The sequence below is a fragment of the Ralstonia mannitolilytica genome (assembly GCF_905397375.1).
Taxonomy (GTDB): Bacteria; Pseudomonadota; Gammaproteobacteria; order Burkholderiales; family Burkholderiaceae; genus Ralstonia; species Ralstonia mannitolilytica.
This window is the reverse complement of sequence record NZ_CAJPVG010000001.1, coordinates 641,146-666,392: the sequence shown is the minus strand read 5'-3', so window position 1 is coordinate 666,392 and position 25,247 is coordinate 641,146. Positions and strand designations below refer to the sequence as shown.

General features: G+C 67.2%; 28 protein-coding genes. 11 read left to right on the top strand and 17 right to left on the bottom strand.

Translation table 11 applies throughout. The features are described 5' to 3' along the window. Window positions 1–14: 14 nt before the first annotated feature. From KHN96_RS02885 to KHN96_RS02870, 4 genes are all read left to right on the top strand, one after another. The gene (locus tag KHN96_RS02885; protein ID WP_062738646.1) at window positions 15–1,286 is read left to right on the top strand and encodes an AI-2E family transporter; all 1,272 of its coding nucleotides are present in this window, start codon (window positions 15–17) and stop codon (window positions 1,284–1,286) included. 199 nt (window positions 1,287–1,485) lie between these two features. Next, the gene (locus tag KHN96_RS02880) at window positions 1,486–1,893 is read left to right on the top strand and encodes a hypothetical protein (protein WP_045219114.1); all 408 of its coding nucleotides are present in this window, start codon (window positions 1,486–1,488) and stop codon (window positions 1,891–1,893) included. Window positions 1,894–1,900: 7 nt separating this feature from the next. Continuing rightward, complete coding sequence (locus tag KHN96_RS02875; RefSeq protein ID WP_062738586.1) at window positions 1,901–3,073, top strand: glycosyltransferase family 4 protein; 1,173 nt, start codon at window positions 1,901–1,903, stop codon at window positions 3,071–3,073. Beyond that, window positions 3,051–3,587, top strand: coding sequence for a phosphatase PAP2 family protein (locus KHN96_RS02870; RefSeq protein ID WP_045219117.1), 537 nt, complete (start codon window positions 3,051–3,053; stop codon window positions 3,585–3,587). Before KHN96_RS02875 ends, KHN96_RS02870 begins: the two co-directional genes overlap by 23 nt. Window positions 3,588–3,630: 43 nt before the next feature. Here KHN96_RS02870 and KHN96_RS02865 read toward each other — a convergent pair whose 3' ends face one another. The 3 genes from KHN96_RS02865 to KHN96_RS02855 are packed head-to-tail and all read right to left on the bottom strand — an operon-like array spanning window position 3,631 to window position 7,172. Beyond that, a complete protein-coding gene (locus KHN96_RS02865; RefSeq protein WP_045219119.1) occupies window positions 3,631–4,428 on the bottom strand; it encodes a DUF2334 domain-containing protein in 798 nt (265 codons plus the stop codon). 9 nt (window positions 4,429–4,437) lie between these two features. Then, window positions 4,438–5,670 carry a glycosyltransferase family 4 protein gene (locus KHN96_RS02860; protein WP_238587565.1) on the bottom strand — a complete coding sequence of 411 codons (1,233 nt, stop codon included), beginning with the start codon at window positions 5,668–5,670 and terminating at the stop codon, window positions 4,438–4,440. Continuing rightward, window positions 5,667–7,172 (bottom strand): RNA polymerase factor sigma-54, encoded by a 1,506-nt coding sequence (locus tag KHN96_RS02855; protein ID WP_045219122.1) that lies wholly within the window; start codon window positions 7,170–7,172, stop codon window positions 5,667–5,669. The genes KHN96_RS02860 and KHN96_RS02855 overlap by 4 nt, the downstream gene beginning before the upstream one ends. A gap of 334 nt (window positions 7,173–7,506) precedes the next feature. Here KHN96_RS02855 and KHN96_RS02850 point away from each other — a divergent pair, with 334 nt between their 5' ends. After that, window positions 7,507–7,905, top strand: a complete 399-nt coding sequence (locus tag KHN96_RS02850; RefSeq protein WP_045219125.1) for a hypothetical protein — start codon at window positions 7,507–7,509, stop codon at window positions 7,903–7,905. A 225-nt stretch (window positions 7,906–8,130) separates the two neighbouring features. On the opposite strand, the gene KHN96_RS02845 is transcribed toward KHN96_RS02850, so the two are convergent. After that, complete coding sequence (locus KHN96_RS02845) at window positions 8,131–9,231, bottom strand: sigma-54 interaction domain-containing protein (protein WP_062738587.1); 1,101 nt, start codon at window positions 9,229–9,231, stop codon at window positions 8,131–8,133. 526 nt (window positions 9,232–9,757) lie between these two features. Between KHN96_RS02845 and KHN96_RS02840 the strand changes: the two genes are divergently transcribed. The 4 genes from KHN96_RS02840 to KHN96_RS02825 all read left to right on the top strand — a co-directional run bounded on the left by KHN96_RS02840 (window position 9,758) and on the right by KHN96_RS02825 (window position 12,832). Further along, window positions 9,758–11,158, top strand: coding sequence for a sigma-54-dependent transcriptional regulator (locus KHN96_RS02840; RefSeq protein ID WP_045219130.1), 1,401 nt, complete (start codon window positions 9,758–9,760; stop codon window positions 11,156–11,158). Between the two features lie 88 nt (window positions 11,159–11,246). Next, window positions 11,247–11,414 carry a DUF1328 domain-containing protein gene (locus KHN96_RS02835; protein WP_004632450.1) on the top strand — a complete coding sequence of 56 codons (168 nt, stop codon included), beginning with the start codon at window positions 11,247–11,249 and terminating at the stop codon, window positions 11,412–11,414. Window positions 11,415–11,461: 47 nt separating this feature from the next. Further along, window positions 11,462–11,767 (top strand): membrane protein, encoded by a 306-nt coding sequence (locus KHN96_RS02830; protein ID WP_045219132.1) that lies wholly within the window; start codon window positions 11,462–11,464, stop codon window positions 11,765–11,767. Window positions 11,768–11,872: 105 nt separating this feature from the next. Continuing rightward, entirely contained in the window at window positions 11,873–12,832 is a 960-nt protein-coding gene (locus KHN96_RS02825) for a YihY/virulence factor BrkB family protein (RefSeq protein WP_045219134.1), read from the top strand. Between the two features lies 1 nt (window position 12,833). Here KHN96_RS02825 and KHN96_RS02820 read toward each other — a convergent pair whose 3' ends face one another. Together KHN96_RS02820 and KHN96_RS02815 are read right to left on the bottom strand one after the other, a co-directional pair. After that, window positions 12,834–13,139 carry a hypothetical protein gene (locus KHN96_RS02820; RefSeq protein ID WP_045220358.1) on the bottom strand — a complete coding sequence of 102 codons (306 nt, stop codon included), beginning with the start codon at window positions 13,137–13,139 and terminating at the stop codon, window positions 12,834–12,836. 143 nt (window positions 13,140–13,282) lie between these two features. Further along, window positions 13,283–13,510: a hypothetical protein gene (locus tag KHN96_RS02815; RefSeq protein ID WP_045219136.1), complete on the bottom strand. Its 228-nt coding sequence runs from the start codon at window positions 13,508–13,510 to the stop codon at window positions 13,283–13,285. A 370-nt stretch (window positions 13,511–13,880) separates the two neighbouring features. Between KHN96_RS02815 and KHN96_RS02810 the strand changes: the two genes are divergently transcribed. Further along, entirely contained in the window at window positions 13,881–15,476 is a 1,596-nt protein-coding gene (locus KHN96_RS02810) for a peptide chain release factor 3 (protein WP_045219138.1), read from the top strand. 79 nt (window positions 15,477–15,555) lie between these two features. Here the strand turns inward: KHN96_RS02810 and KHN96_RS02805 are convergent, their stop codons facing one another. The 10 genes from KHN96_RS02805 to mdcA all read right to left on the bottom strand — a co-directional run bounded on the left by KHN96_RS02805 (window position 15,556) and on the right by mdcA (window position 23,786). Then, window positions 15,556–16,080 carry a hypothetical protein gene (locus KHN96_RS02805; protein WP_238587566.1) on the bottom strand — a complete coding sequence of 175 codons (525 nt, stop codon included), beginning with the start codon at window positions 16,078–16,080 and terminating at the stop codon, window positions 15,556–15,558. Continuing rightward, window positions 16,081–17,016 carry a malonate decarboxylase subunit epsilon gene (gene mdcH, locus KHN96_RS02800; protein ID WP_062738648.1) on the bottom strand — a complete coding sequence of 312 codons (936 nt, stop codon included), beginning with the start codon at window positions 17,014–17,016 and terminating at the stop codon, window positions 16,081–16,083. After that, on the bottom strand, window positions 17,013–17,648 hold the full coding sequence (locus KHN96_RS02795) for a malonate decarboxylase holo-ACP synthase (protein WP_062738588.1): 636 nt from the start codon (window positions 17,646–17,648) through the stop codon (window positions 17,013–17,015). The genes mdcH and KHN96_RS02795 overlap by 4 nt, the downstream gene beginning before the upstream one ends. After that, window positions 17,645–18,409, bottom strand: a complete 765-nt coding sequence (madM, locus tag KHN96_RS02790; protein WP_009240185.1) for a malonate transporter subunit MadM — start codon at window positions 18,407–18,409, stop codon at window positions 17,645–17,647. Before madM ends, KHN96_RS02795 begins: the two co-directional genes overlap by 4 nt. Before the next feature lie 11 nt (window positions 18,410–18,420). Then, on the bottom strand, window positions 18,421–18,828 hold the full coding sequence (gene madL, locus KHN96_RS02785; protein ID WP_027679642.1) for a malonate transporter subunit MadL: 408 nt from the start codon (window positions 18,826–18,828) through the stop codon (window positions 18,421–18,423). 378 nt (window positions 18,829–19,206) lie between these two features. Then, window positions 19,207–20,037: a biotin-independent malonate decarboxylase subunit gamma gene (mdcE, locus tag KHN96_RS02780; protein WP_062738589.1), complete on the bottom strand. Its 831-nt coding sequence runs from the start codon at window positions 20,035–20,037 to the stop codon at window positions 19,207–19,209. Then, complete coding sequence (locus KHN96_RS02775; RefSeq protein WP_062738590.1) at window positions 20,034–20,879, bottom strand: biotin-independent malonate decarboxylase subunit beta; 846 nt, start codon at window positions 20,877–20,879, stop codon at window positions 20,034–20,036. Before KHN96_RS02775 ends, mdcE begins: the two co-directional genes overlap by 4 nt. Before the next feature lie 9 nt (window positions 20,880–20,888). Further along, window positions 20,889–21,194: a malonate decarboxylase subunit delta gene (locus KHN96_RS02770; RefSeq protein WP_062738591.1), complete on the bottom strand. Its 306-nt coding sequence runs from the start codon at window positions 21,192–21,194 to the stop codon at window positions 20,889–20,891. Continuing rightward, on the bottom strand, window positions 21,181–22,098 hold the full coding sequence (locus KHN96_RS02765) for a triphosphoribosyl-dephospho-CoA synthase (protein ID WP_062738592.1): 918 nt from the start codon (window positions 22,096–22,098) through the stop codon (window positions 21,181–21,183). Before KHN96_RS02765 ends, KHN96_RS02770 begins: the two co-directional genes overlap by 14 nt. Continuing rightward, complete coding sequence (mdcA, locus tag KHN96_RS02760) at window positions 22,098–23,786, bottom strand: malonate decarboxylase subunit alpha (protein WP_062738593.1); 1,689 nt, start codon at window positions 23,784–23,786, stop codon at window positions 22,098–22,100. Before mdcA ends, KHN96_RS02765 begins: the two co-directional genes overlap by 1 nt. A 165-nt stretch (window positions 23,787–23,951) precedes the next feature. On the opposite strand from mdcA, the gene KHN96_RS02755 reads away from it, so the two are divergent. Next, a complete protein-coding gene (locus KHN96_RS02755) occupies window positions 23,952–24,857 on the top strand; it encodes a LysR substrate-binding domain-containing protein (protein WP_045219157.1) in 906 nt (301 codons plus the stop codon). On the opposite strand, the gene KHN96_RS22970 is transcribed toward KHN96_RS02755, so the two are convergent. Then, on the bottom strand, window positions 24,760–25,236 hold the full coding sequence (locus KHN96_RS22970) for a PAAR domain-containing protein (protein ID WP_373995182.1): 477 nt from the start codon (window positions 25,234–25,236) through the stop codon (window positions 24,760–24,762). The two genes, KHN96_RS02755 and KHN96_RS22970, sit on opposite strands and share 98 nt — an antisense overlap. Window positions 25,237–25,247 lie beyond the last annotated feature (11 nt).

Here is a 25,247-nt window from a genome sequence, read left to right as displayed (position 1 = left end):
ACCACATCCTTGCCATGCCGGAACCCCCCACACACGCTCCGATTCCGCCCGCCATTCCGCCTGCCACATCGCAGGGCAGTGTGATGGACGGTCTGCGCCAGCCAGCCTGGCGCGTTGCGATGGTGCTGGTCGCGATTGGCGGCACGCTGGTGTTTCTGCAGTGGGCGCGCGTGTTCCTGGTGCCGCTCACCATCGGGGTGGTGCTGGCCTTTGCCCTGAACCCACTGGTGGTGTGGCTGCAGCGCTGGTACGTGCCGCGCCCGATTGCGTCCGCGCTCGTCGTGCTCGGCCTGTGGATCGGCGGTGCGGCGATCGTCTTCGGCATGCAGGACGGCATCTCAGCCATGGCCGCGCGTATACCGATTGCCGCCGGGCGAGTGGCGGAATCGGTCGACCGCCTGCGCAACCACGTGGGCGGCGCGTTCGACACGATGCGCGAAGTGACGGTCGCGCTCGAGCACGCGGCCGAAGGCGTGCAGGGCAAGCCCCCGCCACCGCCGCCCAAGCGTGGGCCCGCAGGCCAGGGCGAACCGCCCAATGCGGCGCCGGTGCTGCCGGTGCGCGAGTTCCTGTGGACGGGTTCGGCCAACCTGTTCGCGCTGGCCGGGCAGATCGTCGTGGTCTCGTTCCTTGTCTACTTCCTGCTGGCATCGGGCCAGGCGCTCAAGCGCAAGTGGGTACGGGCCGTCGGACGCACGCTGAGCGAGAAGAAACGCGCGGTGCGCATGATGGCGGGCATCGGCACGCAAATCCAGTATTCGCTGCTGGTGCTGTTTGTCACGAACATCGTGCTGGGCGTGGTGACAGCCGTGGCCTTCGTGCTGCTCGGCATGGAGAACGCGGCCGTCTGGGGCCTGGCCAGCGCCATCCTGCATTTCGTGCCGTACCTCGGCTCGGCGGTCATCGCCGTGGCCAGCGGCGTCGGCGCGTACCTGCAGATGGGCGCGCTGTCGGATGCGCTGGTCGTGGCCGGCACCACGCTGCTGCTCGCCACGCTCATCGGCACGCTGCTGGTAACGTGGCTGCAGAGCCGGGCGTCCAAGCTCGATCCGTGCGTGGTCTATATCGGCCTGCTGCTGTGGGGATGGCTGTGGGGCGTGTGGGGGCTGCTGCTCGGCACGTCGGTCACGGCGATGATCAAGGTGGTCTGCGATCACGTCGAGCGCCTGCGCCCCCTCGGCACGCTGCTTGGCACCACCGATGCGCCGGCCGGTGTATCGCAGCGCGTGCTCGACCGCCTGCGCGGCCGTCCCACCCGGCGGCCCGAGCGCCCGCAGCCGCATTGACGCGGGCCTGCGCAGCAAGCGTTACAAGTGCCATGTAACCGTTACGCAACGGGCGCGATGGCTGCACCGGCAGCGGTCCGTCGCGCAGTGCCGGGCGTGCGGACGCAGCGATGCTCGAAGCGCGGCAGCGCCTGCAGAAGCGGTGCGGGCACGTCGGTTGCGGTGCCCAGGGCATCCAGATCATGTGCAGGAGCGCCTCATGACCCCGCAACCACGCGGCATCGTGTGCAGCCCGGACCGACGGGAGGCAGGAGGGCCGGGGGCCGGCAACGCCGAGCGCGTAGAAGCCGTGCTCGGACGGCCCGAGTCCGGCAAGCCCGTGACAAGCGCGCCCGACGGGCTGCCCCACGAGCGCGACCAGAAGCTCGAAGAGCAGCGTTCGGAGCCGCGCAGCAACGTCCAGCAAGCCGCGCGCGACATCGAAAGCGGGCAACTCGATACCGACCTGCACGACACGCCGGGCGTTGAACGCGTCGTGCGGGAGCGGCACGCCGCCAACCGCGAAGACACCGACCGCCAGGTCGCCAACCGCAGCGCGGACGACCTTGCCCACAAGCGCGGCCAGACCGGCAAGCCGTCGCGCAGCCACGACGACAGCCAGGGCTGAGCCGGCCATGCGCATCGCCTACGTGACCGAAACCTGGCCGCCGGAGCTCAATGGCGTGTCGCTGACGGCGGCGCGCACGGTGGCCTTTCTGCACGCGCGTGGCCACGATGTGCGTGTCGTGCGACCGCGCCAACGCGCCATCGACGCCGGCGAGCCGGCGCTTTCCGAAGACGCGCTGCGCGTGCCCGGCGTGCCGATCCCGCTGTATCCGGACTTGCGCATGGGGCTGCCGGCGCGCCGCCGTCTGCTGCGTGCGTGGCGCGGCGATCCGCCCGACCTCGTGCACGTGGCTACGGAAGGGCCCCTCGGCTGGTCCGCCATCCGCGCAGCGCGCGATCTCGGCGTGCCGGTCACCTCGGATTTCCGCACGCGCTTTGACGAGTACGGCCGCCACTACGCGTGGGAGGGCGCGGTCACGCTCGTGCGCGCCTACCTGCGCGCCTTTCATAACCGCACCGACCGCACCTTCGTCCCCACGCGCGAACTGTGCAAACAGCTCGGCGAGCTTGGCTTCGAGCGCCTGAGCGTCAGCACACGCGGCGTGGATGCGCGCCAGTTCGCGCCGCATCATCGCAGCGATGCACTGCGCGCCAAATGGGGCGCGGGCCGCGACACGCCTGTCGTTCTGACCGTCGGACGCCTCGCGCTGGAAAAGAACCTGGGTGTGGCGCTCGACGCCTTTGACGCCATTCGACAGCGCAGGCCCGATGCACGCCTGGTCATGGTCGGCGATGGGCCGCAGCGGAACGCCTTGCGGCGGCGCTGTCCCGATGCCGTGTTTGTCGGCACGCAGCATGGCCAGGCGCTGGCTGCCCACTATGCCTCGGCCGACGTGTTCCTGTTTCCGAGCCTGACCGAGACGTTCGGCAACGTGGTGGTCGAAGCCATGGCCAGCGGTCTGCCGGTGGTGGCGTTCGACACCGCGGCGGCGGGCATGCACGTGCGCACGGGGCAGAGCGGCTGCCTGGCCCCCGTGGGGGACGTTGCGGCCTTCACCGCTGCGGCCGTCGCACTGGCTGCCGACGGCGGCCTGCGCGAGCGCCTTGGCCGCGCCGCGCGCCAGACCGCACAGGCGCTCGATTGGCCGCAGGTGCTCGAGCGTTTCGAAGCGGCACTCCTGGCCGTCCATCAAGCGGCCACCACGGGCGAGGCCTACCATGGCGACGCACGTCTGGCCTGACTGGAAACGCTGGCGCGAGCGCGACCGGCAGCTCGCCGTCGCGCTGAACCACATTGCCGGCGACGTGGCGGCCATGCGGTTCTACCGTGGCGTCAGCCGTCTCGGCGACGGCATGCTGTGGTACGCGCTGATGGCGGCGCTGCCGGTGGTCGGCGGTGAGACGGGCTGGGAATGCGCCAAGCAGATGGGGCTCACGGGGCTGCTCTCGCTGGTGATCTACATCCTGCTCAAGCGTGGCGTGTGCCGCCCGCGGCCGTACCAGTCGTGCGAAGAGATCCGGCTGTGCGGGCGCGTGCTCGACCAGTTCAGTTTTCCGTCCGGCCATACGCTGCATGCCGTGTCGTTCAGCATCGTGATGGCGGCGTATTACCCCCGCATGGCGCTCGCGCTCGTCCCCTTCACGCTGATGGTGGCCCTCTCGCGCGTGGTGCTCGGCCTGCATTACCCGAGCGACGTGCTCGCGGGGGCGGGGCTCGGCATGCTGATCGGCGGGTTGTCGGTGTGGTTGTTCTGACGCTTTCGCTTGGCCGCGCATCGTGCCGGCCCGCTGATGCACGTCAATACGAGGTCTGCGCAGGCCCGGCGACAGCGGTTTCGGGGCCGCCGCCCATCCAGGCCTGGGCCAGCACCTGCGCAAAGCCGTTCTTGGTGACGGGGGTGCGCGTTTCCAGGCACGCCGCGAGCAGGTCCTGCCAGTGGCGGATGACGTCGGGGTAGGCGGCGTCCACCGGGTGCAGGCCGAGGCGCATCACGGGCGTATCGGCGTGGTGCTGGGCGAGCCAGCGCAGGTAGTAGCGCGACACCAGCCGGCGGGCCGGCGTGCGCACGCTGTAGGTCAGGCACGGCGCCTTCAGCGCACGCTTGGGGTGCAGCAGGTAGAAGCGGCGCAGCGTGGTCGTGTAGCGCAGCGGCAGGCCTTCCAGCGCTTCCCATGTGGCCGGGTTCATCAGCCAGGCCGGCGCGACAAAGCCATGCAGCGGCCAGCCGTTGGCCGCGAACCACGCGGCGCCGGCCTCGATGCGCGAGCGCGCCGTCGCCAGCGGAATCGCCGAGAACTCGCCCTCGCCGGCGGTGTAGCGCGTGCGGATCCACTGCTCGATCAGGCCGCCCGGCGGCTGGTCGTCGAGGTGCGCATAACCGTGCAGCACGAGCTCATCTCCTTCGGCCAGGCATTCGGTCATCAGGCGGCAGAAGCGCTCGCTGTTGCGCGCGGTGGGCCCACGGTAGAAGTTCGGGATCACGAGCAGCGATTTCGGCACGCGGCACACTTCATCCAGCGCCGAGAGCAACACCTTGCACGCCGGCCAGGTGGCGGGCGTGACGTCATGCATGGCAACAACGACGTAGCGCGACATGACAACCCTCTAGCGGCCGCGTGCGGCGCGCACGTGCTGGCGGGCCGTCGGCGATGGTTCGGCGGCGAGGCTGGCCTGTCGGCCCAGCAGCGCCAGATAACGGCGCAGCAGCTGCGGCAGCACCGCACGCCAATCGTACTGCAGGGCGTGGCGCCTCGCCGCGTGCGCCAGCGCAACCGGGTCGCGCCCGCGCAGTGCTTGCAGCGCCTGGGCGAAATCGTCGGCGCGGCAATGCGGCACCGCGTAGCCCACCCGCGCGTTGACGAGTTCCCCGAGCCCGCCGGCACTGCAGGTCACGACCGGCACGCCGCTGGCCATGGCTTCCAGCGCGACGAGGCCGAACGTTTCCTGGTCTCCTGCGTGGACGAACACATCGGCGCTGGCCATGGCGGCGGCCAGGTGTTGCGCATCGCCTTCATAGGGCAACGCGCGCACGTGCCTGCCGCGCGGCGGCGTCGGGCCGGAGCCGATGGTGACGAGCACACTGCCGTCATCGAGACGGTCCACCGCGTCGCACAGCACTTGCAGGTTCTTCTCGGGCGCGTACCGGCCCACGTACAGGAGCACGCGCGCATCGCGCGGCAGATCGAGCTGCTCGCGCCAGCGCAGCGAGCGACGCGCGGGATGGAACAGGCGCGTGTCGACGCCGAGCGGCTGCAGTTCGACGCGTTCCACGCCCAGGTCGGCCACCTTCTGCGCGATGTAGCGGCTCGGCACGAATACCGTATCGAAGTGGCGGTACAGCTTGCGTGCATATGCCGTAGCGGCCAGTTCCGCCGGTGGCCCGCCCAGGCGGCGAAAGAAGGCCGGCAGGTCGGAGTGGCAGAACGCCGCCACGGGCACCTGCAGGCGCGCACCCGCACGCAGTGCTGCCCACGACAGCCGGTACGGATCGCCGGCCTCGATCAGGTCTGGCGACAGCGCACACAGCGCCTGCTCGGCCGGCCCGCTGCGCAGCGGGATGCGATAGCCGTGCGACATTGGCAGCGGCACGCCCGGCACCACGGCGACCTCGTTGCTGGCGTCGTCTGGCGTGCCGGGCACCACCAGCGTGTGCCGCCAGTGCGTCGAGCGCAGGAAATCGTGCTTGGCGCGCAGGTAGCGCTTGACGCCGCCGCTTTCCGCCGCCCAGAACATCGTCACGTCGGCCAGATGCAGGGACACCCCGGTGGGGTCGCCGGCGGCGGTGAAGCGGTGGTCCAGGAGCTTGCGCACGGGCGTCGTGTCGGTGGTCGGCGTCAAACCTGGCGCCGCATTTCGGCCGGGGCGATGCGCATCAGGCCACGGTACTTGGCGACCGTGCGTCTTGCCACGATCACACCTTGCTCCGCCAGCATTTTCGCCAGCGAGACGTCGGAGAGCGGCGCTTCGGCGTCTTCGGCTTCGATCATCTCCTTGAGCAGCGCCCGCACCGACGCGGCCGAGCATGCGCCGCCCGTGTCCGTTGCCAGCTGGCGCGAGAAGAAGTACTTGAACTCGAAGATGCCGCGCGGCGTGGCCATGTACTTGTTGCCGGTGGCGCGCGAGATGGTGGATTCGTGCAGGCCGAGCTCTTCGGCCACGTCGCGCAGCACCAGCGGCTTCATCGCCACCTCGCCATATTCTAGGAAGTGCTTCTGGTGCGCGACGATGGCTTCGGCCACGCGCTGGATGGTGGCAAAGCGCTGCTGCGCGTTGCGGATCAGCCAGCGGGCCTCCTGCAACTGGTGCGCCAGCGGCGTGCGGTGGTGGCCGCGCGTCTGCGCAAACAGCTCGGCGTAGACCTTGTTGATGCGCGCACATGGCGCCACCGCCGGGTTGGTGACGGCCACCCACTTGCCCTTGACCTTGGCGACGAACACGTCGGGCACGATGTAGCCGGCATGCGCCTGCGAAAAGCGCAGCCCCGGGCGCGGATCGAGCATGCGGATCAGCGCACAGGCCTCGCGCAACTCGTCCTCCGTACAGCCGAGCGCACGGCGCATCTGCGTGAACTCGCGCTTGGCCAGGCGCGGCAGGTGGCTGCGCACGATGTCGTGCGCGATTTCCTGGATGCGTTCCTCGGCTTCCGTGTCAGCGGGGCGGGCCTCGATCTGCAGGCGCAGGCATTCCGACAGGTCGCGGGCGGCCACGCCCGGCGGGTCCAGGCTCTGCACCAGCGCCAGCGCGATCTGCATCTCCTTCTCGGTGGGTGCAGGGTCCACGGGCGCGAGCGGAATCAGTTCGGTCAGCAACTGGCGCAGGTAGCCGTCGTCGTCCAGCGCTTCGATCACCGTCTGCGCGAGCAGGCTGTCCCGCTCCGACAGCCGGTAGCTGCCCAACTCCTGATGCAGATGCTCACGCAGGCTCGGTGTGGCATGCACCCATTCCCCGATGTCGCTGTCTTCGCCATCGCCGTGGTGCGCACCGCCGTGGCTGTAATAGGTGCTGAAGTCGGCAGGAAAGTCTTCCGATGCCACAAGCGTCGGGTCGGTCTCGATGGCGCTGGTGGTGGTCTCCAGTGGGGCTTCGTCGGCGGATGCATGATCGGCCGCGCCATCCAGACCGGTCGCGGGCAACTCGCCCACGCCTGCCGTGTCGGCCTGCAGCCCAGCGCCTTGGGCTTCTTGTTCGACCTCCTCCAGGAACGGGTTGCTGGCGAGCGCTTCTTGCATTTCCTGCGCAAATTCGGTTGCAGACAACTGCAGCAGCTTCACGGACTGCTGCAGCCGCGGCGTCAGCGCGAGATGCTGCTTCGCACGCATTTCCAGAGCGGCCTTGACCATTCGCCTTGCCTCCTTGTGTGAGTGGACGCCGGCGTCCGCGCCGGCAGGTCACCGCACTCATGCAAAGGGTATGCCATGCCGGCAAACCGAGTTCTGACAAGGCTTTGCGGGGCGCTGGCACGCCGTTTCTACATGGTCGTGTTCCTTTTTATATGCACCGTGTTGCCCGTACGTGACAGTGCCCAGTGCCGGGCGACGCGTGGCGGCGCCGTGCGGACGTGGCAGCGCGGGTACATGCGTTGCTGCCACCAACGGTGTCGAAGATGCGCTGCGGCGCGTCTGCATGACATACCTGCACCGCATTACCCCTGCCCACATCCTTGGAGACATCACCATGCGAATTCGCTACCTGACTGCGGCGCTCGCCAGCGCCCTGCTGAGCCTCGGCATGACCGCCGCCATGGCGCAGACCACCACCGCGCCCGTCGACAACCAGGAATCCAGCAACCCGACCAAGGCGCCGGGCAAGCGCACCGATCCGCCGTCCTCGACCGCAGACCGCACCGCCAATACGCCGATGCCCGGCAACGACGCTGCCGCGGCCGCCGGCAGCAGCGACTCCACAAAGCCCATGCACAAGCAGCATCGTCAGCACAAGAAGTCGAAGTCGACCGTGCCGGGCGGCACGAACAGCGCCGGAGACATGTCGCATTCGGGCGTGCAGTCCGGTGGTAACGACGCCGCGACGACGACCGGCAACTCGCAGCCCGGCAGCTCGAAGCAAGGCCAGTGACGCACACACCGACGAGGGAGCCCGCTATGCCGATGTCCACCACTGCCGCCCTCCGCACGAGCCCGCGCACCCGGGCCGAGACGGACACCGCACCACGCCGGCCGGCCCGGCCGCCGCATGAGCGCCGGCGCCACGAGCATCCGGGCGAGCGCACGCAGGCGCATCCGCGCTAAGACGCGAGCGCGGATGCGTCAGGCAACACCAGGAAGGGAAAACGCAGCGCCGTCATGCCGCCATCGCGGCGGCCCCGGTGCTTTGGTAGAGATCGAGCCGGTTGTACAGCGTCTTCAGGCTCACGCCGAGAGCCTTGGCAGCCTGGCGCTTGTCGCCCTGGAAGTGCTCGAGCGTGGCGAGGATCATCGCGCGCTGTGCATCGGCCAGCGTGACGCCTACTGAGAGACTCAGCACGCCTTCCTTCACTGTCGGCCTGGCAGGGCCGCGTGCGGGCGTCAGCGGCGTCGCGAGTTCGACCGTCTTCTCGCCGAGGATGTAGCCGCGCTGCACGGCATTGCGCAGTTCGCGCACGTTGCCCGGCCACGTATGGCTGCGCAGCGCCGCCAGCGAGGCGCGTGAGAACACCTTGTCGGTCTGGTGCGCGGCGTTGAACTGGGCGAGGAAGTGCAGCGCCAGTTCTTCGATGTCGTCGCCGCGATCGCGCAGCGGCGGCACCTGCAGCGGCACGACGGCCAGGCGGTACATCAGGTCTTCGCGGAAGGCGCCTTCGGCCACCGCTTCGTGCAGGTTGCGGTTCGTGGCCGCGATGATGCGGGCGCGCGTCTGGATGGGCTCGGTGCCACCCACGCGCATGAACACGCCGGTTTCCAGCACACGCAGCAGCTTGACCTGCATGTCCACCGGCATCTCGGTGATCTCATCGAGGAAGATCGTGCCGCCGCACGCGTGCTCAAAATAGCCGATGTGGCGCTGCGTGGCGCCCGTGAAGCTGCCCTTTTCGTGGCCGAACAGTTCCGATTCGATCAGGTTCGGCGAAATGGCGCCGCAGTTGACCGCGATGAAGGCCTGGTCGGCGCGCGGGCTCATGTCGTGCACGGTGCGCGCGATCAACTCCTTGCCCGTTCCCGATTCGCCCATGATCAGTACCGTGGCCAGCGTGGTCGACACCTTGCCGATCTGCTTGTACAGGGCACGCATGACCGGCGACCGGCCGTACAGGTGGCCGAAATCGGGTGCGGCAACGGGTGGAGCAGGGGATGGGGTTTCGGCCGACACGGGCTCGGTGTCGTCAAAGTCGGCCAAGGTGGGCGGGCAGGGCATGCGCCCTGTGGTGACTGCGCGATCGTCGGCGAAGGCTTCGCTCAAGGACATGGCTCCCTCGTGGTCGGTCGCGACGGGGACGTCCCGGCAAGGGCCGCGTCAGCGATTCGGCCTCTGGAAGTCTTGGTACGTCGTCATCCCGTCACATCGTGTCGAAAAGTGAAATTATTATCAGGGCGCGCCGAGTGCGTTGTATGTCGGGCAGGCGCTGACGTTTTCGTTATCCTGTCGGTCAAACGCTGACAAGAAACGGGCCTGAAACCCAGACGGCGCCCCGCTTCCGCCTTTTGGCGCGGCGTAGCCTGTCCATTTGGCTGGATGGGTGGCGAAGCGTCGGCCTTCTCAACTATGCTGACTGCACTGCCTTGGTCCGCGGGGCCCCCGCGTGACGCATCCGGTCCTTAACTTGCATTGCCGCGTGTAAAAAATGCCCGACTGCCGCCCCCGGCGGTGGCGGGGCACGCCGCGGTCGGGATGGGCCCGGATGGAATGCTTCTTGCAGCACAGGTCCGTTTGCGCATGCATGTCGGGTGCGCACTGACTGCCGGCCCCTGCCGGCTCACTCAATCGAATCGAGATGCCACATATCCTGATTGTCGAAGACGATGCCAACGCACGCGCCGCGCTCGGTGAACTGGTGGGCGCCGAAGGCTTCACGACCGCGCTGGCCGGGTCGCTGCGCGATGCGCGCATTCAGATGTCGCGTCACAGCCCCGATGCGGTGCTCATCGATCTTGTCCTGCCCGATGGCAACGGCATGGACCTGATGGAAGACATTCCACCGCACTCGGGCACCGAGATCATAGTCATGACGGGGCACGCCAGCGTGGAAACCGCCGTCGAGGCGCTGCGCATGGGCGCTGCCGATTACCTGGTCAAGCCCGTCAATTTCCAACGTCTGAAATCGGTGCTCGCACGCATCCCGCGCCCGGGCGACCTGAAGGCCGAGATCGGCAACCTGCGCGGCGAGCTGCGCCGGCTCGGCCTGTTCGGCCAGATGCTCGGCAACTCGCCGGTCATGCAGACGCTGTACGACCAGGTCAGCCGCGTAGCGCCGACCGAGGCGACCGTGCTGCTCATCGGCGAATCGGGCACCGGCAAGGAACTGGCCGCGCAGACGATCCATGACCTGAGCCTGCGCCGCAAGCAACCGTTCCTGCCCGTCAACTGCGGGGCGATCTCGCCGAACCTGATCGAATCGGAAATGTTCGGGCACGAGCGCGGCAGTTTTACCGGCGCAGACCGCCAGCACAAGGGCTACTTCGAGCGCGCGAACGGCGGCACGCTGTTCCTCGATGAAATCACCGAGATGCCGATCGAGCTGCAGGTCAAGCTGCTGCGCGTGCTGGAAACCGGCGTGTTCATGCGCGTGGGCACCAACCGCGAGATCGATTCCGACGTGCGCGTGATTGCCGCCACCAACCGCGACCCCGAAGAAGCCGTGGCCGACGGCAAGCTGCGCGCCGACCTGTACCACCGGCTGAACGTGTTCCCGCTGCAACTGCCGCCGCTGCGTGAGCGCGGCAAGGACGTGGAGCTGCTCGCGCAGCATTTTCTCGACCAGCTCAACGCGCAGAACAACACCAAGAAGACGTTCCTGCCATCTGCGCTCGAAACGCTGCGCGCGTACAACTGGCCGGGCAACGTGCGCGAGCTGCGCAACTATGTGCAGCGTGCCTACATCCTCTCCGACGATGCGGGCATCGACACGGCCAACGTGCCCTTGCAGGTGTCGAGTACGCAGCCCTCATCGGGCTCCACGCTGACGATCTCGGTGGGTACGTCGCTCGCCAGCGCCGACAAGAAGCTCATCCTTGCCACGCTGGAGCAATGCGGCGGTGTGAAAAAACGCGCCGCGGAACTGCTCGGCATCAGCCTCAAGACGCTGTACAACCGCCTCGAGGAATACGGCAGCACGGGCGCCGAGAGCGGCGACGACAGCAGCGGCTCTGGCCGCACGCATGCCACGGAGGCATGACACCTGCACGTGGTGCGGTACGCGGCTTGCTGACCGTGGGTATCCGCCCTACGGCGGCAAGCCCACTCCACCACACAAGGAGGTTGCCATGCTGCGTTATGCAGTCGTCTTTTTCATCATCGCACTGATCGCGGCCGTGCTTGGTTTCGGCGGTATCGCCGCAGGCGCCGCCAGCATTGCCAAGATTCTGTTCATGATCTTCGTGGTGCTGTTCGTCGTCAGCCTCATCTGGGGCCTGGTGGCGGGACGAGGATGACGTCGTGCTCGCCCGAGTCCAGATCCCCCACACAGGAGCGCCGCACGATGGAACCATCCGAGACCAATCCGTTCCCGAAATCCGACGGGCACGGCAACCTGATTCGCGATGACGTGGCGCAAGCCGCGCAGCGCGTCAAGGCGACCACCGCCGAGGCGATCGACCGTACCGCCGACGCGGCCGCGACCGCACTCGACGAGGCGGCCGCACGGCGCGAGCAGTGGCGAGCATCGCAACAGCAGCTCATGCGGGATGCCGCCGAGTGCATGCGCACCCATCCGCTGGCCACGATCGGCCTGGCGTTCGGGGCCGGCTTCCTGATCAGCCGCCTGCTCGGGGGCCGCGCAGATTGAGGCCCCGCGCCGGTTTCACGCGCGGCCGCCACGCTTGCGCGTGCGCCGCGCCGTGACTACGCTCAAGGTCGGGCGCGGATGGCCGCGCCACGTTGCGAGGAATCCATGCGCCTGGCTGCCTGCCTCAACCGGGACGTGCTCAAGCGCGCTGCGCAGGTGCTGCTCGGCGCGGTGCGCCAGTGGTCCACCCACCGCGCGGCCAGCAAGGGCGCGGCGCTGTCGTTCTACACCCTGTTCTCGATGGCGCCCGTGCTTGTGCTGGTCATTTCGATTGCCGGCCTGTTCTTCGGCGAACAGGCCGCGCGCGGCGAGATCTTCGGCCAGATCGAGGGTCTCGTCGGCGCACAGGGGGCGGCCGCAGTCGAGGCCGTGCTCGCGGCCACGAAGCGGTCCGGCAATGGTGTCTTCGCGGCCGTCACAGCAGTCGCCTTGCTCATGGTTGGCGCCACGACCGCCTTCTCCGAACTCAAGGACAGCCTCGACGAACTCTGGGATGTGCCCCCGCGCCAGCAGTCGGGGCTGTGGGGCGTCCTGCGCTCACGGCTGCTCTCGTTCAGCCTGATCCTGGTTCTCGCCTTCCTGCTGCTCGTGTCGCTCATCATCAACGCCGCCCTGGCGGTGGTGGAGCGCTTCTGGGGGGCGCTGTGGTCAGGCTCGGGCGCCTTTGCCGTGGTGGCCGAAATCCTGTCGTCCGCATTTTCGTTTGCGGTGGTGTCGCTGCTATTCGGCACCATCTTCAAGATGCTGCCCGAGACTCGGGTGGCCTGGCGCGATGTGGCGCTGGGCGCGGTCGTGACGGCGCTGCTCTTCACGCTTGGCAAGCACCTGATCGGGCTGTATCTCGGTAACAGCGCGGTGGCGTCTTCGTATGGCGCGGCGGGCTCGGTCGTGGCGCTGATGCTGTGGATCTACTATTCGGCCCAGATCTTCTTCTTCGGGGCGCTCATCACGCGCCAATACGCGCTGCAGTTCGGCAGCCGCCAGCACGAGCAGGCCGGCCGCGCAGCGCAGGCGGCGCTGCTCAACCCCACGCTGGCGGCCAGCCTGTCGCGCGACAGCCGCTGACTCAGTCGCGCGTCAGCTGCTCCAGCAGCATGCCCGCCACGAAGGCCAGGCCGATCGTGATGACGGGGTGCTCGCGCACCGAGCCACTGGCCTGTTGCGACACGTTGGCGTGCAGGTTCTTCAACTGCTCCGTGCGCCGGTCGAACTGCGCCAGTGCGCTGGAGATGACGCCGGCAAGCCGGTCGATGCCGTCGGCGGTGGCATCCTTGACGCGCTGGGCGGTCTGATCGATCTGCGGATGGAGCGTCGTGACGGTGGAACCGTTCGTGCCGTTGCTTGACGTGGGGGTGGGGTTCAGTTCGGTCATGCGGGCCTCCGTAAAGTGCATCGGCGTGGAATTCCTCAGCCAACACGAAGCAACCGCCATGCCCTGCCGGAGCGTCACAAAGAACGCCGTGCAAAAGAAAAGGGCCACTTCTGTGGCCCTCGACACGGTGAGGAACTGCGCAACTAACCGACCGTCACCACGGTTTTCCGCGCGGCCCAGATTTCAGCTTGCAGGGCCAGTGCGGCGAGTGCCTGCAGGCTGTGCTGCGGCAGGGCCTTGATCCGCTTGCGGCGATTGGCGGCGCGTTGCTGACGCGCCGCGCGCACGCTTTGCTCGTCGAGTTCCCACGCCTTGCGCGTGGTCTCGATGATGCGTTGCACTGCCGGATCGACAGGGGTTCGACTACGCACGATTAGACTCCTTCTTGATGTCTTTCAGCATCGCCGGCACCACGCATGGGCGCCGTTTTTGCGACGGGCTCCACAATACGGGAGCTTCATGACAACTTCGATAACGCCATCTCCGAAAGGGTTGTCGGAGTATTCCGACAAGCGGTTGGTCTCCACCCATCGGGTGACGGTTCCTCCGGAGTTTCCCTCTCTTGCCGCCCGGGTCAGTTGATCCTAAGCAACTACGCCGATCGCGTACAATCTCGGCTGCCCTGGATCGCCCACCCGAACCCGGCATTCCATCGGCCGGCAGGATGACCCGCCGGCCCGCGCACCTGCCAGGTGCGCATTCGTCCGCATTGTTCACCCCCTCCCTTTCGGTTTTTTGCCCGTGAGTACGCTGCAGCAGGAGATCCGGCGCCGCCGGACGTTCGCCATCATTGCCCACCCGGATGCGGGTAAAACCACGCTGACGGAAAAACTGCTGTGGTTCGGCGGCGCCATCCAGATGGCCGGCGCCGTCCGCGCACGCAAGGCCAACCGTCACGCCACGTCCGACTGGATGGAGATGGAAAAGCAGCGCGGCATCTCCGTCACGTCCTCGGTGATGCAATTCCCGTACCGGAACGACGGCGGCGACTACATCGTCAACCTGCTCGACACACCGGGCCACGAAGACTTCTCGGAAGACACGTACCGCACGCTCACGGCCGTCGACTCCGCCGTGATGGTGATCGACTCCGTCAACGGCGTGGAAGCGCAGACCATCAAGCTGCTCAACGTCTGCCGGCTGCGCAGCACGCCCATCCTTACGTTCATCAACAAGCTCGACCGCGAAGGCCGCGCGCCCATCGAACTGCTCGATGAAATCGAAAGCGTGCTGCAGATCCAGTGCGCGCCGATGACGTGGCCGATCGGCATGGGTAAATCGTTCAAAGGGGTGTACCACCTCGTGAACGATACGGTGCAGCTGTTCGACCCCAACGCCGACAGCGAGAAGGGCGCCACCGCCGGCCTGATCCAGGGCTTGGACAACCCCGAGCTCGACCGCGTGCTGGGCGCGCAGGCCGAGGAGCTGCGCATCGACATCGAACTCGTGCGCGGCGCCTCGCACACGTTCGACAAAGAGGCGTTCCTGGCCGGCAAGCAGTGCCCGGTGTATTTCGGTTCGGCGGTGAACAACTTCGGCGTGCAGTCGCTGCTCGATGCGCTGGTCGATCAGTCCCCCGAGCCGCTGCCACGCCCCACCGAAACGCGCGAAGTCAAGCCGATGGAAGAGAAGTTCACCGGCTTCGTCTTCAAGATCCAGGCCAACATGGACCCGAAGCACCGCGACCGCATCGCCTTCGTGCGCGTGTGTTCGGGCCGCTTCGAGCGCGGCATGAAGCTGCTGCAGGTGTCGACCGGCAAGACGGTCGCCATCAACAACGCCATCACGTTCATGGCGCAGGACCGCAACACCACGGAAGAGGCCTTTGCCGGCGACATCATCGGCGTGCCGAACCACGGCACGATCCGCCTGGGCGATGCGTTTACCGAAGGCGAGCCGCTCAAGTTCACGGGCATCCCGTCGTTTGCGCCGGAGTTCTTCCGTCGCGCGCGCCTGAACAACCCGCTGCGCCTGAAGCAATTGCAGAAGGGGCTGCAGCAGCTGGCCGAAGAAGGCGCCACGCAGATGTTCCGACCGCTGGCATCCAACGACCTCGTGCTGGGCGCGGTCGGCATCCTGCAGTTCGACGTGGTGGCGCACCGCCTGGAGCACGAGTACGGCGTCGATGCGATTTTCGAGCCGCACGAATGCGCCACCGCCCGCTGGCTCAGGGGCAAGCCGGAAGACATTGAAAAGCTCATCGACAAGGCCGGCCACAACGTGGCGCTCGACGGCGCTGGCGACTACGTGTACCTGGCGCCGAGCCAGGTGAACCTGCGCCTGACGCAGGAGCGCTTTCCGGACATCCAGTTCATGGAAACGCGGGAAATCGTCTAGCGGGCGATGAGCAAGAAGAAACGGGGCCATGCGCCCCGTTTTTTATTGACCTGTTTGGTGCGCCACCGGGCAAACCGCTTCAAGCTGGCGGGCGCCGGTGTCGGCGTTTCGCGCTGAGAGCTGCAGAAGCTGCGGGTTGGCGCCGGCCACTTTGACCGTGATCGGCTTGCCTGTATGGAACAACGCGTAGAAGCGCGCGCGACTTCACGTCACCCACGGCATACGCTTCCATGTCGGACACTTGCAGGCGCGCCGGGATCGCTAAACGAAGAGGGCCGGAAGCGAATTGGAGGCGGAGGGCCGTACCGTTTTGCCGCGGTTGCGCACGCATGGATACCGCAACGTAGAGCCGCTTGAACTCGCAGTTGGCGTAAAAGCTCAGGCCTTCGGTTTCATAGCCGCCATACGTCAATGAGTGTGCGACGTAGTGCCAGCTTGCGAGTTCGTCTTCGGCGGTTTGCGTGCTGGCCGCCAATGCGGAGGAGGCGAACAAGGCGGCGATGGCGGCAAGGGGCAGGACGCGCACTTCGGGGCCTCTCACGAGCGATGAAATCCGGCGCGCAACGATGCCGGAATGCCGCTGAAAAGTCCATCGGGCAGACATTCAAACGCCATCCCCGCGGCGTTTTCGCCGTATCCGCACTCGCACCGCATCCAGCCCGGCGCCCGCATCCAACACGGCCTCTGCGGCAAACACACCCTGCGCCAGGCGCGCCAGAGCGCCGCCACCCGGCACCTCCACCGCCATGTTTGCGCCGCGTTCCAGCGCATGCCGTAGCGTGTCGTGCCACAACACCGGCCGCGCCATGTTCCAGGCGAGATCTTCGACGATGAGATTGGCGCGGAACAGCGCACGCGCGCGGCTGCTGCTGACGTAGGTGATCTGTGGCGCGTGGGCGGTGGCCTTTGCCGCGGCGGCCGCAAGCTCGGCGGCCTGCGCGCCCAGCAACGGGCAGTGCGACGGCACCGCCATGCACAACCGCGTCGCCTTCGACGCGCCGTGGGCCAGCGCACGCTCGGCGACGCGCGCGAGCGCTGCGTCGTTGCCGGCCACGACGATCTGCCGTTCCGCATTCACGTTGGCGACATAGGCCGGCGTGGCGGTGGCGTTGACTTGCGCAACGATGCCGCTGACCTCCGGTTCGGCGAGGCCGATGATGGCGACCATGCCGTAACCGCTGGGGTAAGCGTCTTCCATGAGCTGAGCCCGCAGGCGCACCAGGCGCAGCGCATCGCTGAACTCCAGCACGCCGGCTACAACCGCCGCAGGCCACGCGCCAATGGACAGGCCCGCCACCATGTCCGGTCCTGCGTACTGTCGAGTCAGCGTGCGGGCCACGGCCACGCAGGCAATCAGGAGACAAAGCTGTACGGCGACCGTCGACCGCAACGCCTCTGTGGTATCGAGCGTGAGCGGATCGACGCCGAGCACGTCGCCAGCTTCGGTCAACGTCTGCGCAACAGCGGGGTCATCAGGCAGCGCATGCAACATGCCCGCGCGCTGGCTGCCCTGGCCGGGAAACATGAACAGGATGCTCATGCCGCGTTGCTCCATGGGTCTGCGACGAGCCGGGGGCCGTGGTCGGTCTTGAGCAACGTTTGATGCGGCGACGCCAGCCAGTCGCGTAACGCGAAGCCGCCGCAGCCGGTGTCGATCTGCAAATCGACGCGGCACTCGGTATCGCTCAACAGGCGGACGAGCTGATCGCGTTGCGCAGTCGACGGGGCACGCGGCATGCGCACAACGAGGTCGAGATCGCTCTGCGCATGCAGCACAGGCAGCCCGCTGGCGAGCGCAAAGCCGGCGCCGCCCGTCGGCCCCCACGCCCAGCCGAGTGCGTTGAGTCCTGGTGCCAGCGCGCGCAAGGTGCGCAGCGCCGCGAATGGCGCGTCGTGTGCGATGGCGGCCGCTTCGGTTGCCAGCGCCTCGGGCGAGACGACACGCGTGATGCTGTTGGCAGCTGCCGTCGCCGCGCAGCGTTCATGCCGTGCGCCACCGCGCAGGCCGACCGGGACGGAACCATCGGCGCCGCGCGGTGCGCGTCGCACCACGACTGGCGCCCCTTGCCGGCATACCGTGATGGCCCAGTCCGGCAAGGGCGCGCCATCCGTCGCCACGGGTGTCTCAGACACCCACAGCAGATCGTGCGCGCGCAGCGGCGTGGCTGTCATCGCAGCAGCGCTTGGGTGGCCAGGAACAGGATCGACGGTCCGAGCAGGCAGCCGAGGCCCGTATGGAACGTCGCCACCAGTGAGCCGTACGGCACCAGCCGCCGATCCGTGGCGGCCAGGCCCGCCGACACCCCGCTGACCGTACCCGCCAATCCGCCGAACACCATGGCCGCGCGCGGGTTGTTCAGGCCGAGCGCCTTGGCCGCGAACGGCGTGCCGACCATCACCAGGATCGCCTTGACGAGGCCCGTCGCAATCGACAGCGCCATCACATCGGAGGTGGCGCCCAGCGCCGCACCAGTCACCGGTCCGACGATGTACGTGACGGCGCCTGCGCCGATGGTGGTGACGCTCACCGGATCGGTGTAACCGAAGGCGTAGGCAACGCAGGCGCCGACGATGAACGGCAGCACCGTTCCCAGCAGCAGCGAGATGGCGCCGATCATGCCGGCCTTGCGTGCCTCGGTCACCTGCACTTCAAAGGCCGTCGCCACGATGGCGAAGTCGCGCAGCATGGCCCCGCCCATCAGACCGATCCCGCCGAACAGCTTCAGGTCGGCCAGGCCACGCTCGCCGCCGGTCTGCATGCCGCCCCAATAGGCGAGCACCAGCCCGATCATGATGGCGATGGCCGAGCCGTGCACGCGCCCGAACGTCAGCTTCTTGGACACCCACATCGACAGACCCATGACGATGCCGACCAGCGCGAACGCCGCGACCAGCCCGTTGTGCTGCAGAACTTTCTCTAGCATTGACAGCATGGTGCGGCTCCTTAGGCGCGGGCTTGTTCGGATTCAGGCAGTGGCGGCAGGGGTTGTCGGTTTTCTGCCTTGCCTGTGCGGTTGATGACCGCGATGCACGCACCGCACACGATCACCGCGCCGATGGCACCGAGCAACGCAACGGGGCCGCCGCGCAGTGCCGTGACGACGTTCTGCGTGGCTGCCATGGCCACCACTACGGGGATGTACATCGCGCCCCAGAATGAGACGCCCGCCTCGGTGGCGGCGGGCATCAGGCCGCGCTTGTGCAGGTAGAGCCGCGCGAAGATGAGCAGCAGCATGGCGATGCCCACGCCGCCCACGTTGGCCTTCACGCCGATGGCCTGGCCGAGCAGGTCGCCCAGGAAGAGGCCGGCGATATGACAGAGCGCCAGCAGGGTTGTACCGTAGATGATCACGTCTTTGTCTCCTGAAGGAACGGCGATGGGTCGCCTGTTGTGGTGTTTGGGTGATCGAGGGTTGAGGACTGGTTGTTTGGCGTTGATTGCGTTGATTGCGTTGATTGCGTTGGTGGTGCATCCCTTGTTTCATCCCCTGCCGGGGCTGACCTACTTTCTTTGTCTTGCCAAAGAAAGTAGGCAAAGAAAGGCGCGCCCGAGATGGCGAAAGATTCCTTGAATTTCTGTCGCAGGGAGGGAGAGGAGGCAAACTCGCTTCGCTCAAACAGCCTCCTCTCTTTTTCCTCCCTCCAACAGAAATTCAAGGCGCCATCTAGGGCAGGGCACGGCCACACCATCTGGTGCTTTAGGTTCGCGCCGTGATGTGCTTCCTATTCGTTATGCGCCTTCTGGCTGGGCGTTCCATTGCTCGCGCAGGCGTTTGCGGACTTCCGACGATGCGTTGCGCAGCGGTGCGCCCAGGCGGCTTTCCAGGCCGCGTGATGGGTCGGCTGCGATGTCGGCCAGTGCTGCGGCGAGTGCGGTCTGCACGGTGTCGACGTCGCTGGCGTCGGGTGCGTCGGCGGATTGCACCTTCAGCAGTTTCCACAGCAACCCGAGCGACGCGAAGCTGGCGATGTCGTAGGCCATGGGCGGAATCTCTTGTGCGAGGCGTTCCAGGTCGGCCACGGAGCGCAGCGTTACGCGCGCGGCTGCGGCCTTGCCCATTGCGTGCACCATCACGTCGGCGTCGTCCAGTGCGAGCAGGCGATTGGCCTGGTAGCCGTGCGCGAGCAATGCGCCCGACATGGCGCGGCCGACGATGAGGCCGATGACGGGGTGGCCGGCCAGGCGTGCGGCAGCGTAGGCGTCCGCCGCTGCAGCCAGCGCGAGGTGGATGCCGTAGGCCTCCTCGCGGCGGCCGTAGGCTTGGCTTGCCACATCGATGACGGCGACGATGGCGCGCTTCTTTTCCTGCGCGGCATCTGCAGTCATGACATCGCGCACGGCACGCGCGAGCTGCCAGCCTTCGACGAGGCCGACTTCACCGTTGCGTGCGCGAGGGAAGCGGTTCTCGGCATCGGGCACGACGGCGATGTAGCGCGCGGGCTGGCCCGCGAGCGCGGCATCGACGACTTGCAGCGTGCTGCCGTAACCCGGCACCGGTGTGCCGACGGCGAGCGCGCGCATCCAGGTCGCGCCGCGCGTGGAAAGTTCGTTCTGGCTCATGCGACGTCCTTTGCGTAGTGCGCGCGTACATCCTCTGCCGTGGCTTGGCGCGACGTGTCGACAGCGGCGAGTTGTGCGAGGTAGTGGTCGATCTGCTCGCTGCGCTGGCGCGCGGGTGTGCCGGCACGCAGCCACTCGATCACTTGTGCGCGGATCGTGACGGAATCGTCTTCGATGCAGACATCGGCCAGGCCGGTGGCGGCGCGTTGCTCGCCGCCGGTGAGGCTCCAGATGAAGGGGCGGTCGCGCGAGTCGTATTCTTCGATGCCGGCTTCCTGTTCGATCACCTGCGGGCCGTTCAGGCCGAGGCGCGCCTCGCGCGTCATCAGCAGATAGCTGCACAGGCCCGCGGCGATGCTCATGCCGCCAAAGCAGCCGACCACGCCTGCGGTGATGCCGATCACTGGCCCGTACTCGCGCAGCGCACGGATGCCTGCATGGATTTCAGCAATGGCGGCAAGGCCCAGGTTGGCCTCCTGCAGCCGCACTCCGCCGGTCTCGAAGACGATGACCGCGCGCGTCGGCACGCCGTTGCGGTTGTCTTCCGCCGCCAGTTCGAGCGCGCCGGCAATCTTGGCCCCGGACACCTCGCCCATGCTGCCGCCCTGGAATGCACCCTCGATGGCGAGCACCACCGCGGGCTGCCCGCCCAGCGTGCCCCGCGCCACGACGACGCCATCATCGGCCTGCGTGACGATGCCCTGACGCGGCAGCCACGGCGAGGTCAATTGTTCGAACGGGTCCAGCAGCTCTCGGAAGGTGCCGGGGTCGAGCAGGGCAATGGCGCGTCGGCGCGCATCGCGTTCGATAAAGCTGTCGCGTTCAATCGGGTTGCGTGACATGGCTTCTCCTTATGACCCGAGCGCGTTAAGCGATTCAAGCGCCTGCTCAAGCCGCAACCGCACCACGGCCGGTGTCGCGCCGAAGTCGTTGATGATGATCTTGGCCGCCGGCCACGCGTGCGAGCCGAACACACGCGCAAGCTGCGCCTGCCACGTCGCGCTCATGCCATTGACGGACGTGGTGATGGCCACGTCGATCTGGCCGGCGTTGCCCGGCGTCAACAACACTTCGAGGTCGCCCGAGCCGACCACGCCGGCATACGCGCGGCGGCTGGCGGGGGCGCCGCCGGTGAATTGAAAGTCAAGACGCTCCATGTTCGGTTTCCTGATGAGCGGATTCGGTGTCGGACACTGCGGGCGTGCTTGCGGGCAGGCGGTCGAGAAAGAGGGCGGCGGCCAGCAAGTCGGCGGCGCCGCCGGGTGACACGTGCAGGGCCAGCATGTCGTGTTCGAGCGAGCGGAATGCGCGTCGGCCCTGCGGTGTTGCAAGGCCGCCTTCTGCACGCACGGCGGCCGCGCCCGCTTGCACAACGCGCAGTGCTTGGGCACCGCCGCGTGCGAGCACGCAGGTGTCGTCCAGCGCGGCCATGACGGCGAGCAATGCATCCACGCGGGCGTGGTCTTCACGGATGCCGGCCGCACGCGCTTCGCGCAGCGCAGGCAGTGCCACCTTGACGACATGCGGGAACCCCGCACAGGCTTGGCCCTTGGCGCCGCCGACGCCGTAGTCGTTGCAGGCGCGCTCGCCCTTGTGGCCGGTCGAGACGGGGGCGAAGCGGTCGGGGATGTTCGCCAGACGCGCGGCGCGATTCGCCACTGCCGCGGCGCCCAAGGCATGCGGCGCCTGCGCGGCGGCGGTCACCAGCAGGCCGAGCGCCCAGATGGCGCCGCGGTGCGTGTTGATGCCGCCGGTGGCATCGAGCATGGCCGCCTCGCCTTCACGGCCGAGGCGGCCGATGCGTTCGCGCAACGCAAGCGGTGCGTCGAGCTGTGCGCCGGCCAGCGCCATGGCTTCGAACGCCGGACGCAGGCTTTGCGCCGAATGCACCATCAGCGTCCAGTCCAGATCGTGATGCGCGCCGTTGCCGCGCACATCGACCAGGCCGGGCTTGGGCGACAGCGTCACCTCGTCGATGAGGGCAGATTCGACCAATGCGGCCAATCGCTTCGCGCGCGCTTTCGGGCTGGCGGGCAGGGGCCGGTTGAGGGTGTGTTCCATTACCAGCTCCGGAAGCGCGCAGGCGGATCGTACAGACCGCCGGACCATTCGACGAGGTCGGCGATGCTCTTGGCGGCGAGCAGCTCGCGTCTGGCATCGCTGCGGCGCACGTCGAGGTCTTCGGGCAGCGCGATCAGGCCGTCGCGGCGCATCTGTTCGGTCTTGGATGGGTCATGCCGCAGGCCGATCGACGTGACACCCGCCACCGCGGCAATCATGGCGCGCCGCTCTTCCAGCGAACGGGCCTTGTAGAGATACGCGATGCCGTCTTCGGTCAGCAGGTGGGTGACGTCGTCGCCGTAGATCATGATGGGCGCGAGCGGCATGCCGCTTTGCTTCGCCACGGCCACTGCATCCAGCGTGTCGACAAAGGTGGGCTTGCCGCCCTCCTGGAACGTTTCGACCATCTGTACGACGAGCTTCTTGCCGCGCTCGAGCATCGTCACCGGCTCGGTCATGTCGAGCCACGCGGGCGTGGCGTGACGGCGGCCGCGCGGGTCGTGGCCCATGTTGGGCGCGCCGCCAAAGCCGGCCAGCCGCCCGCGCGTGACGGTGGACGAATGCCCGTCGCCATCCACCTGCAGCGTCGCGCCAATGAAGAGGTCCACCGCATATTGGCCGGCGAGCTGGCACAGCATGCGGTTCGAGCGCAGCGAGCCGTCACGCCCGGTGAAGAACACATCGGGGCGTGCGGCCACGTAGCGCTCCATGCCCAGTTCGGTGCCGAAGCAATGCACGCTTTCCACCCAGCCGGATTCGATGGCGGGAATCAGCGTCGGATGCGGATTCAGCGTCCAGTTGCGGCAGATCTTGCCCTTGAGGCCCAGGCGCTCGCCGTAGGTCGGCAGGATCAGCTCGATGGCGGCTGTGTTGAAGCCGATGCCGTGGTTGAGCGACTGCACGTTGTGCCGCTGGTAGATGCCGCGAATGGCCATCATCGCCATCAGCACGTGCACGGGCTTGATCAGGCGCGGGTCGCGCGTGAAGAGCGGCTCGATGTAGAACGGCTTGTCGGCCTGCACGATGAAGTCGACCCACGAGCCGGGAATGTCGACGCGCGGCAGGTCGGCCGGGTCATCGACGATCTCGTTGACCTGCACGATCACGATGCCGTCGGAAAACGCGGTGGGCTCGACCAGCGCTGGCGTGTCTTCCGTGCTGGGGCCGGTGTAGATGTTGCCGTCGCGGTCGGCCTTGAAACCAGCCACCAGCGAGACATTCGGAATCAGGTCCACCACCAGCCGTGCATACAGCTCGATGTAGGTGTGGATGGCGCCGACTTCCAGCAGGCCGTCGGCCAGCAACTGGCTGATGCGCAGGCTCTGCGGCCCCGCAAACGAGAAGTCGAGTTTGTGCGCGATGCCGGCTTCGAAAATGTCGAGGTGTTCGGCGCGGCTCACGCTCGGCATGATCATGTGCAGATCGTGCAGGCGCTCGGGGTTCACCTTGGCGAGTGAGCGCGAGAGGAAATCCGCCTGCTTCTGGTTGTTGCCTTCCAGCACGACGCGGTCGCCGGGGGCGAGCAGCGTTTCGAGCGCGGCGACGATGTCGCCAGTCGGAATCACCTTGCCGTTTGCAATGCGGCGCGCTGCAGTCAGGCGGCGTTCCTTCTCATCGCGCCGCCGGCGCCACTGGGGCGGGATGGGTGCATTGGCCCCGTTTGCCGATTGGGTGGGCATCGGTTGCATGGGTGGCGTCTCCAGCCTTGTTGGATCGAATGCCCTGTACCGTATGCCGTAAAAAGGCGCACTTCAATCAACCTAGGCGCGGTTTCGTTAGCTTCAAGTTAATGAAACAATGGTGGGAAACCGATCGCAGCGCATCCACAGAACGTGCGCGGAGGAGACCCTGCCATGGCAATCGATGAAGACATCACCCTGAAGAAGCTCGAAGTCTTCCAGTCGTTCATGACGCTGGGCAACATGGCCCGCGTGTCGGAGGCGTTGGGGCAAAGCACGGTGAGCGTGCACCGCGCGCTGCACTCGCTGGAAGAGGGTTTGCGTTGCCCCCTGTTCAAACGCGATGGGCGCAAGCTGATTCCGCTGTCCACCGCCTACGTGTTTGCCGAGCACGTGGAACGGATCCTGGCCGAGTGCGAAGCCGGTGTGCGCCGCACGCGCGAAGCTGCAGGCTTTTCGTCAACGACGCTGAAGATCGGCGGGCTCTATTCGATGACCGTCGGCACGTTGCCGCGCATCTTTGCAGGCCTGAAAACGCGCCGCTCCGCGCTCGACATCGAACTGACCCTCGGCTCGAACCGCAGCCTGCTTGCCAAGCTGGAAGACGGGCAACTCGACGCCATCGTCATCGCGCTGGGCGAGCCGCTGCGCAATCCCGATCTGCTGACCGTGCCGATGTTCGACGATGAGATTCTGTTTGCCGCACCGCTTGGCTCCCCGTATGCCGCATCGGCCGAGATCGACTTGCAGACGGTGCGCAGCGAAAAGTTCGTCGCACTCGGCGATGACTTTGCGACGTACCACGACTTCATGGCCGCCTTCGACAAGGCCGGCTTTGCCCCGCAGATCGCGCTGCGCGTGGGCGACATCTTCTCGCTCATGAACCTTGTGAGCGGCGGTATCGGGTATGCGCTGCTGCCGCGCCGTGTGGCCGATTTCAGCCCCAAGGTGCAACTGATTCCGCTGGCCGCGCGCTATGCGATCAGCCAGCACATCGTGCTGGTGATGCAGCGCAATCGCGAGCGCGATCCGAATCTGTTGGCGTTGTCGGCGGAGTGTCGGTTGTTGGGGGCGCGGTGATCAGTGTGGCGTGCCGTGTGGCCGCTGAAGTCGCCCACTGGTCTGGCTTGGTACTGCTGCGCGCGTCTCGCGCCGGTCGGGGGTGGGGGGCGAGCGATGGATGGTAGCAACGCGAACCTATGGCGCTGTGGTTGCAATCCACAATGGCGCAGCCATCCCCGATGAGCACCGCGCCACACTCGGTCTCGTCCCCATGCGTGGCAACAGGCTCGCCGTCCACCTCCATATCGCAGCGCACCTTGATGATCCTGTTGGGCCCGTGAATCGGGCAGTCCACCCAGTCTGTGCGCCGCGCGATTGGTTTGCCATCGAGCAGGCTCTCTGGCGAGCCCGTTGTGACGTGGCCGCCATGGGAGTGGGGGCAACCCACTGTGATCATGCTTCCGTCCA

What these genes read in the sequence shown, in the direction of transcription:
- KHN96_RS02885 (WP_062738646.1), top strand. Translation starts at nt 15, where the DNA reads ATGCCGGAACCCCCCACACACGCTCCGATTCCGCCCGCCATTCCGCCT.
- KHN96_RS02880 (WP_045219114.1), top strand. Translation starts at nt 1,486, where the DNA reads ATGACCCCGCAACCACGCGGCATCGTGTGCAGCCCGGACCGACGGGAG.
- KHN96_RS02875 (WP_062738586.1), top strand. Translation starts at nt 1,901, where the DNA reads ATGCGCATCGCCTACGTGACCGAAACCTGGCCGCCGGAGCTCAATGGC.
- KHN96_RS02870 (WP_045219117.1), top strand. Translation starts at nt 3,051, where the DNA reads ATGGCGACGCACGTCTGGCCTGACTGGAAACGCTGGCGCGAGCGCGAC.
- KHN96_RS02865 (WP_045219119.1), bottom strand. Translation starts at nt 4,428, where the DNA reads ATGTCGCGCTACGTCGTTGTTGCCATGCATGACGTCACGCCCGCCACC.
- KHN96_RS02855 (WP_045219122.1), bottom strand. Translation starts at nt 7,172, where the DNA reads ATGGTCAAGGCCGCTCTGGAAATGCGTGCGAAGCAGCATCTCGCGCTG.
- KHN96_RS02850 (WP_045219125.1), top strand. Translation starts at nt 7,507, where the DNA reads ATGCGAATTCGCTACCTGACTGCGGCGCTCGCCAGCGCCCTGCTGAGC.
- KHN96_RS02845 (WP_062738587.1), bottom strand. Translation starts at nt 9,231, where the DNA reads ATGTCCTTGAGCGAAGCCTTCGCCGACGATCGCGCAGTCACCACAGGG.
- KHN96_RS02840 (WP_045219130.1), top strand. Translation starts at nt 9,758, where the DNA reads ATGCCACATATCCTGATTGTCGAAGACGATGCCAACGCACGCGCCGCG.
- KHN96_RS02835 (WP_004632450.1), top strand. Translation starts at nt 11,247, where the DNA reads ATGCTGCGTTATGCAGTCGTCTTTTTCATCATCGCACTGATCGCGGCC.
- KHN96_RS02830 (WP_045219132.1), top strand. Translation starts at nt 11,462, where the DNA reads ATGGAACCATCCGAGACCAATCCGTTCCCGAAATCCGACGGGCACGGC.
- KHN96_RS02825 (WP_045219134.1), top strand. Translation starts at nt 11,873, where the DNA reads ATGCGCCTGGCTGCCTGCCTCAACCGGGACGTGCTCAAGCGCGCTGCG.
- KHN96_RS02820 (WP_045220358.1), bottom strand. Translation starts at nt 13,139, where the DNA reads ATGACCGAACTGAACCCCACCCCCACGTCAAGCAACGGCACGAACGGT.
- KHN96_RS02805 (WP_238587566.1), bottom strand. Translation starts at nt 16,080, where the DNA reads ATGTCTGCCCGATGGACTTTTCAGCGGCATTCCGGCATCGTTGCGCGC.
- mdcH (WP_062738648.1), bottom strand. Translation starts at nt 17,016, where the DNA reads ATGAGCATCCTGTTCATGTTTCCCGGCCAGGGCAGCCAGCGCGCGGGC.
- KHN96_RS02795 (WP_062738588.1), bottom strand. Translation starts at nt 17,648, where the DNA reads ATGACAGCCACGCCGCTGCGCGCGCACGATCTGCTGTGGGTGTCTGAG.
- madM (WP_009240185.1), bottom strand. Translation starts at nt 18,409, where the DNA reads ATGCTGTCAATGCTAGAGAAAGTTCTGCAGCACAACGGGCTGGTCGCG.
- mdcE (WP_062738589.1), bottom strand. Translation starts at nt 20,037, where the DNA reads ATGAGCCAGAACGAACTTTCCACGCGCGGCGCGACCTGGATGCGCGCG.
- KHN96_RS02775 (WP_062738590.1), bottom strand. Translation starts at nt 20,879, where the DNA reads ATGTCACGCAACCCGATTGAACGCGACAGCTTTATCGAACGCGATGCG.
- KHN96_RS02770 (WP_062738591.1), bottom strand. Translation starts at nt 21,194, where the DNA reads ATGGAGCGTCTTGACTTTCAATTCACCGGCGGCGCCCCCGCCAGCCGC.
- KHN96_RS02765 (WP_062738592.1), bottom strand. Translation starts at nt 22,098, where the DNA reads ATGGAACACACCCTCAACCGGCCCCTGCCCGCCAGCCCGAAAGCGCGC.
- mdcA (WP_062738593.1), bottom strand. Translation starts at nt 23,786, where the DNA reads ATGCAACCGATGCCCACCCAATCGGCAAACGGGGCCAATGCACCCATC.
- KHN96_RS02755 (WP_045219157.1), top strand. Translation starts at nt 23,952, where the DNA reads ATGGCAATCGATGAAGACATCACCCTGAAGAAGCTCGAAGTCTTCCAG.
- KHN96_RS22970 (WP_373995182.1), bottom strand. Translation starts at nt 25,236, where the DNA reads ATGATCACAGTGGGTTGCCCCCACTCCCATGGCGGCCACGTCACAACG.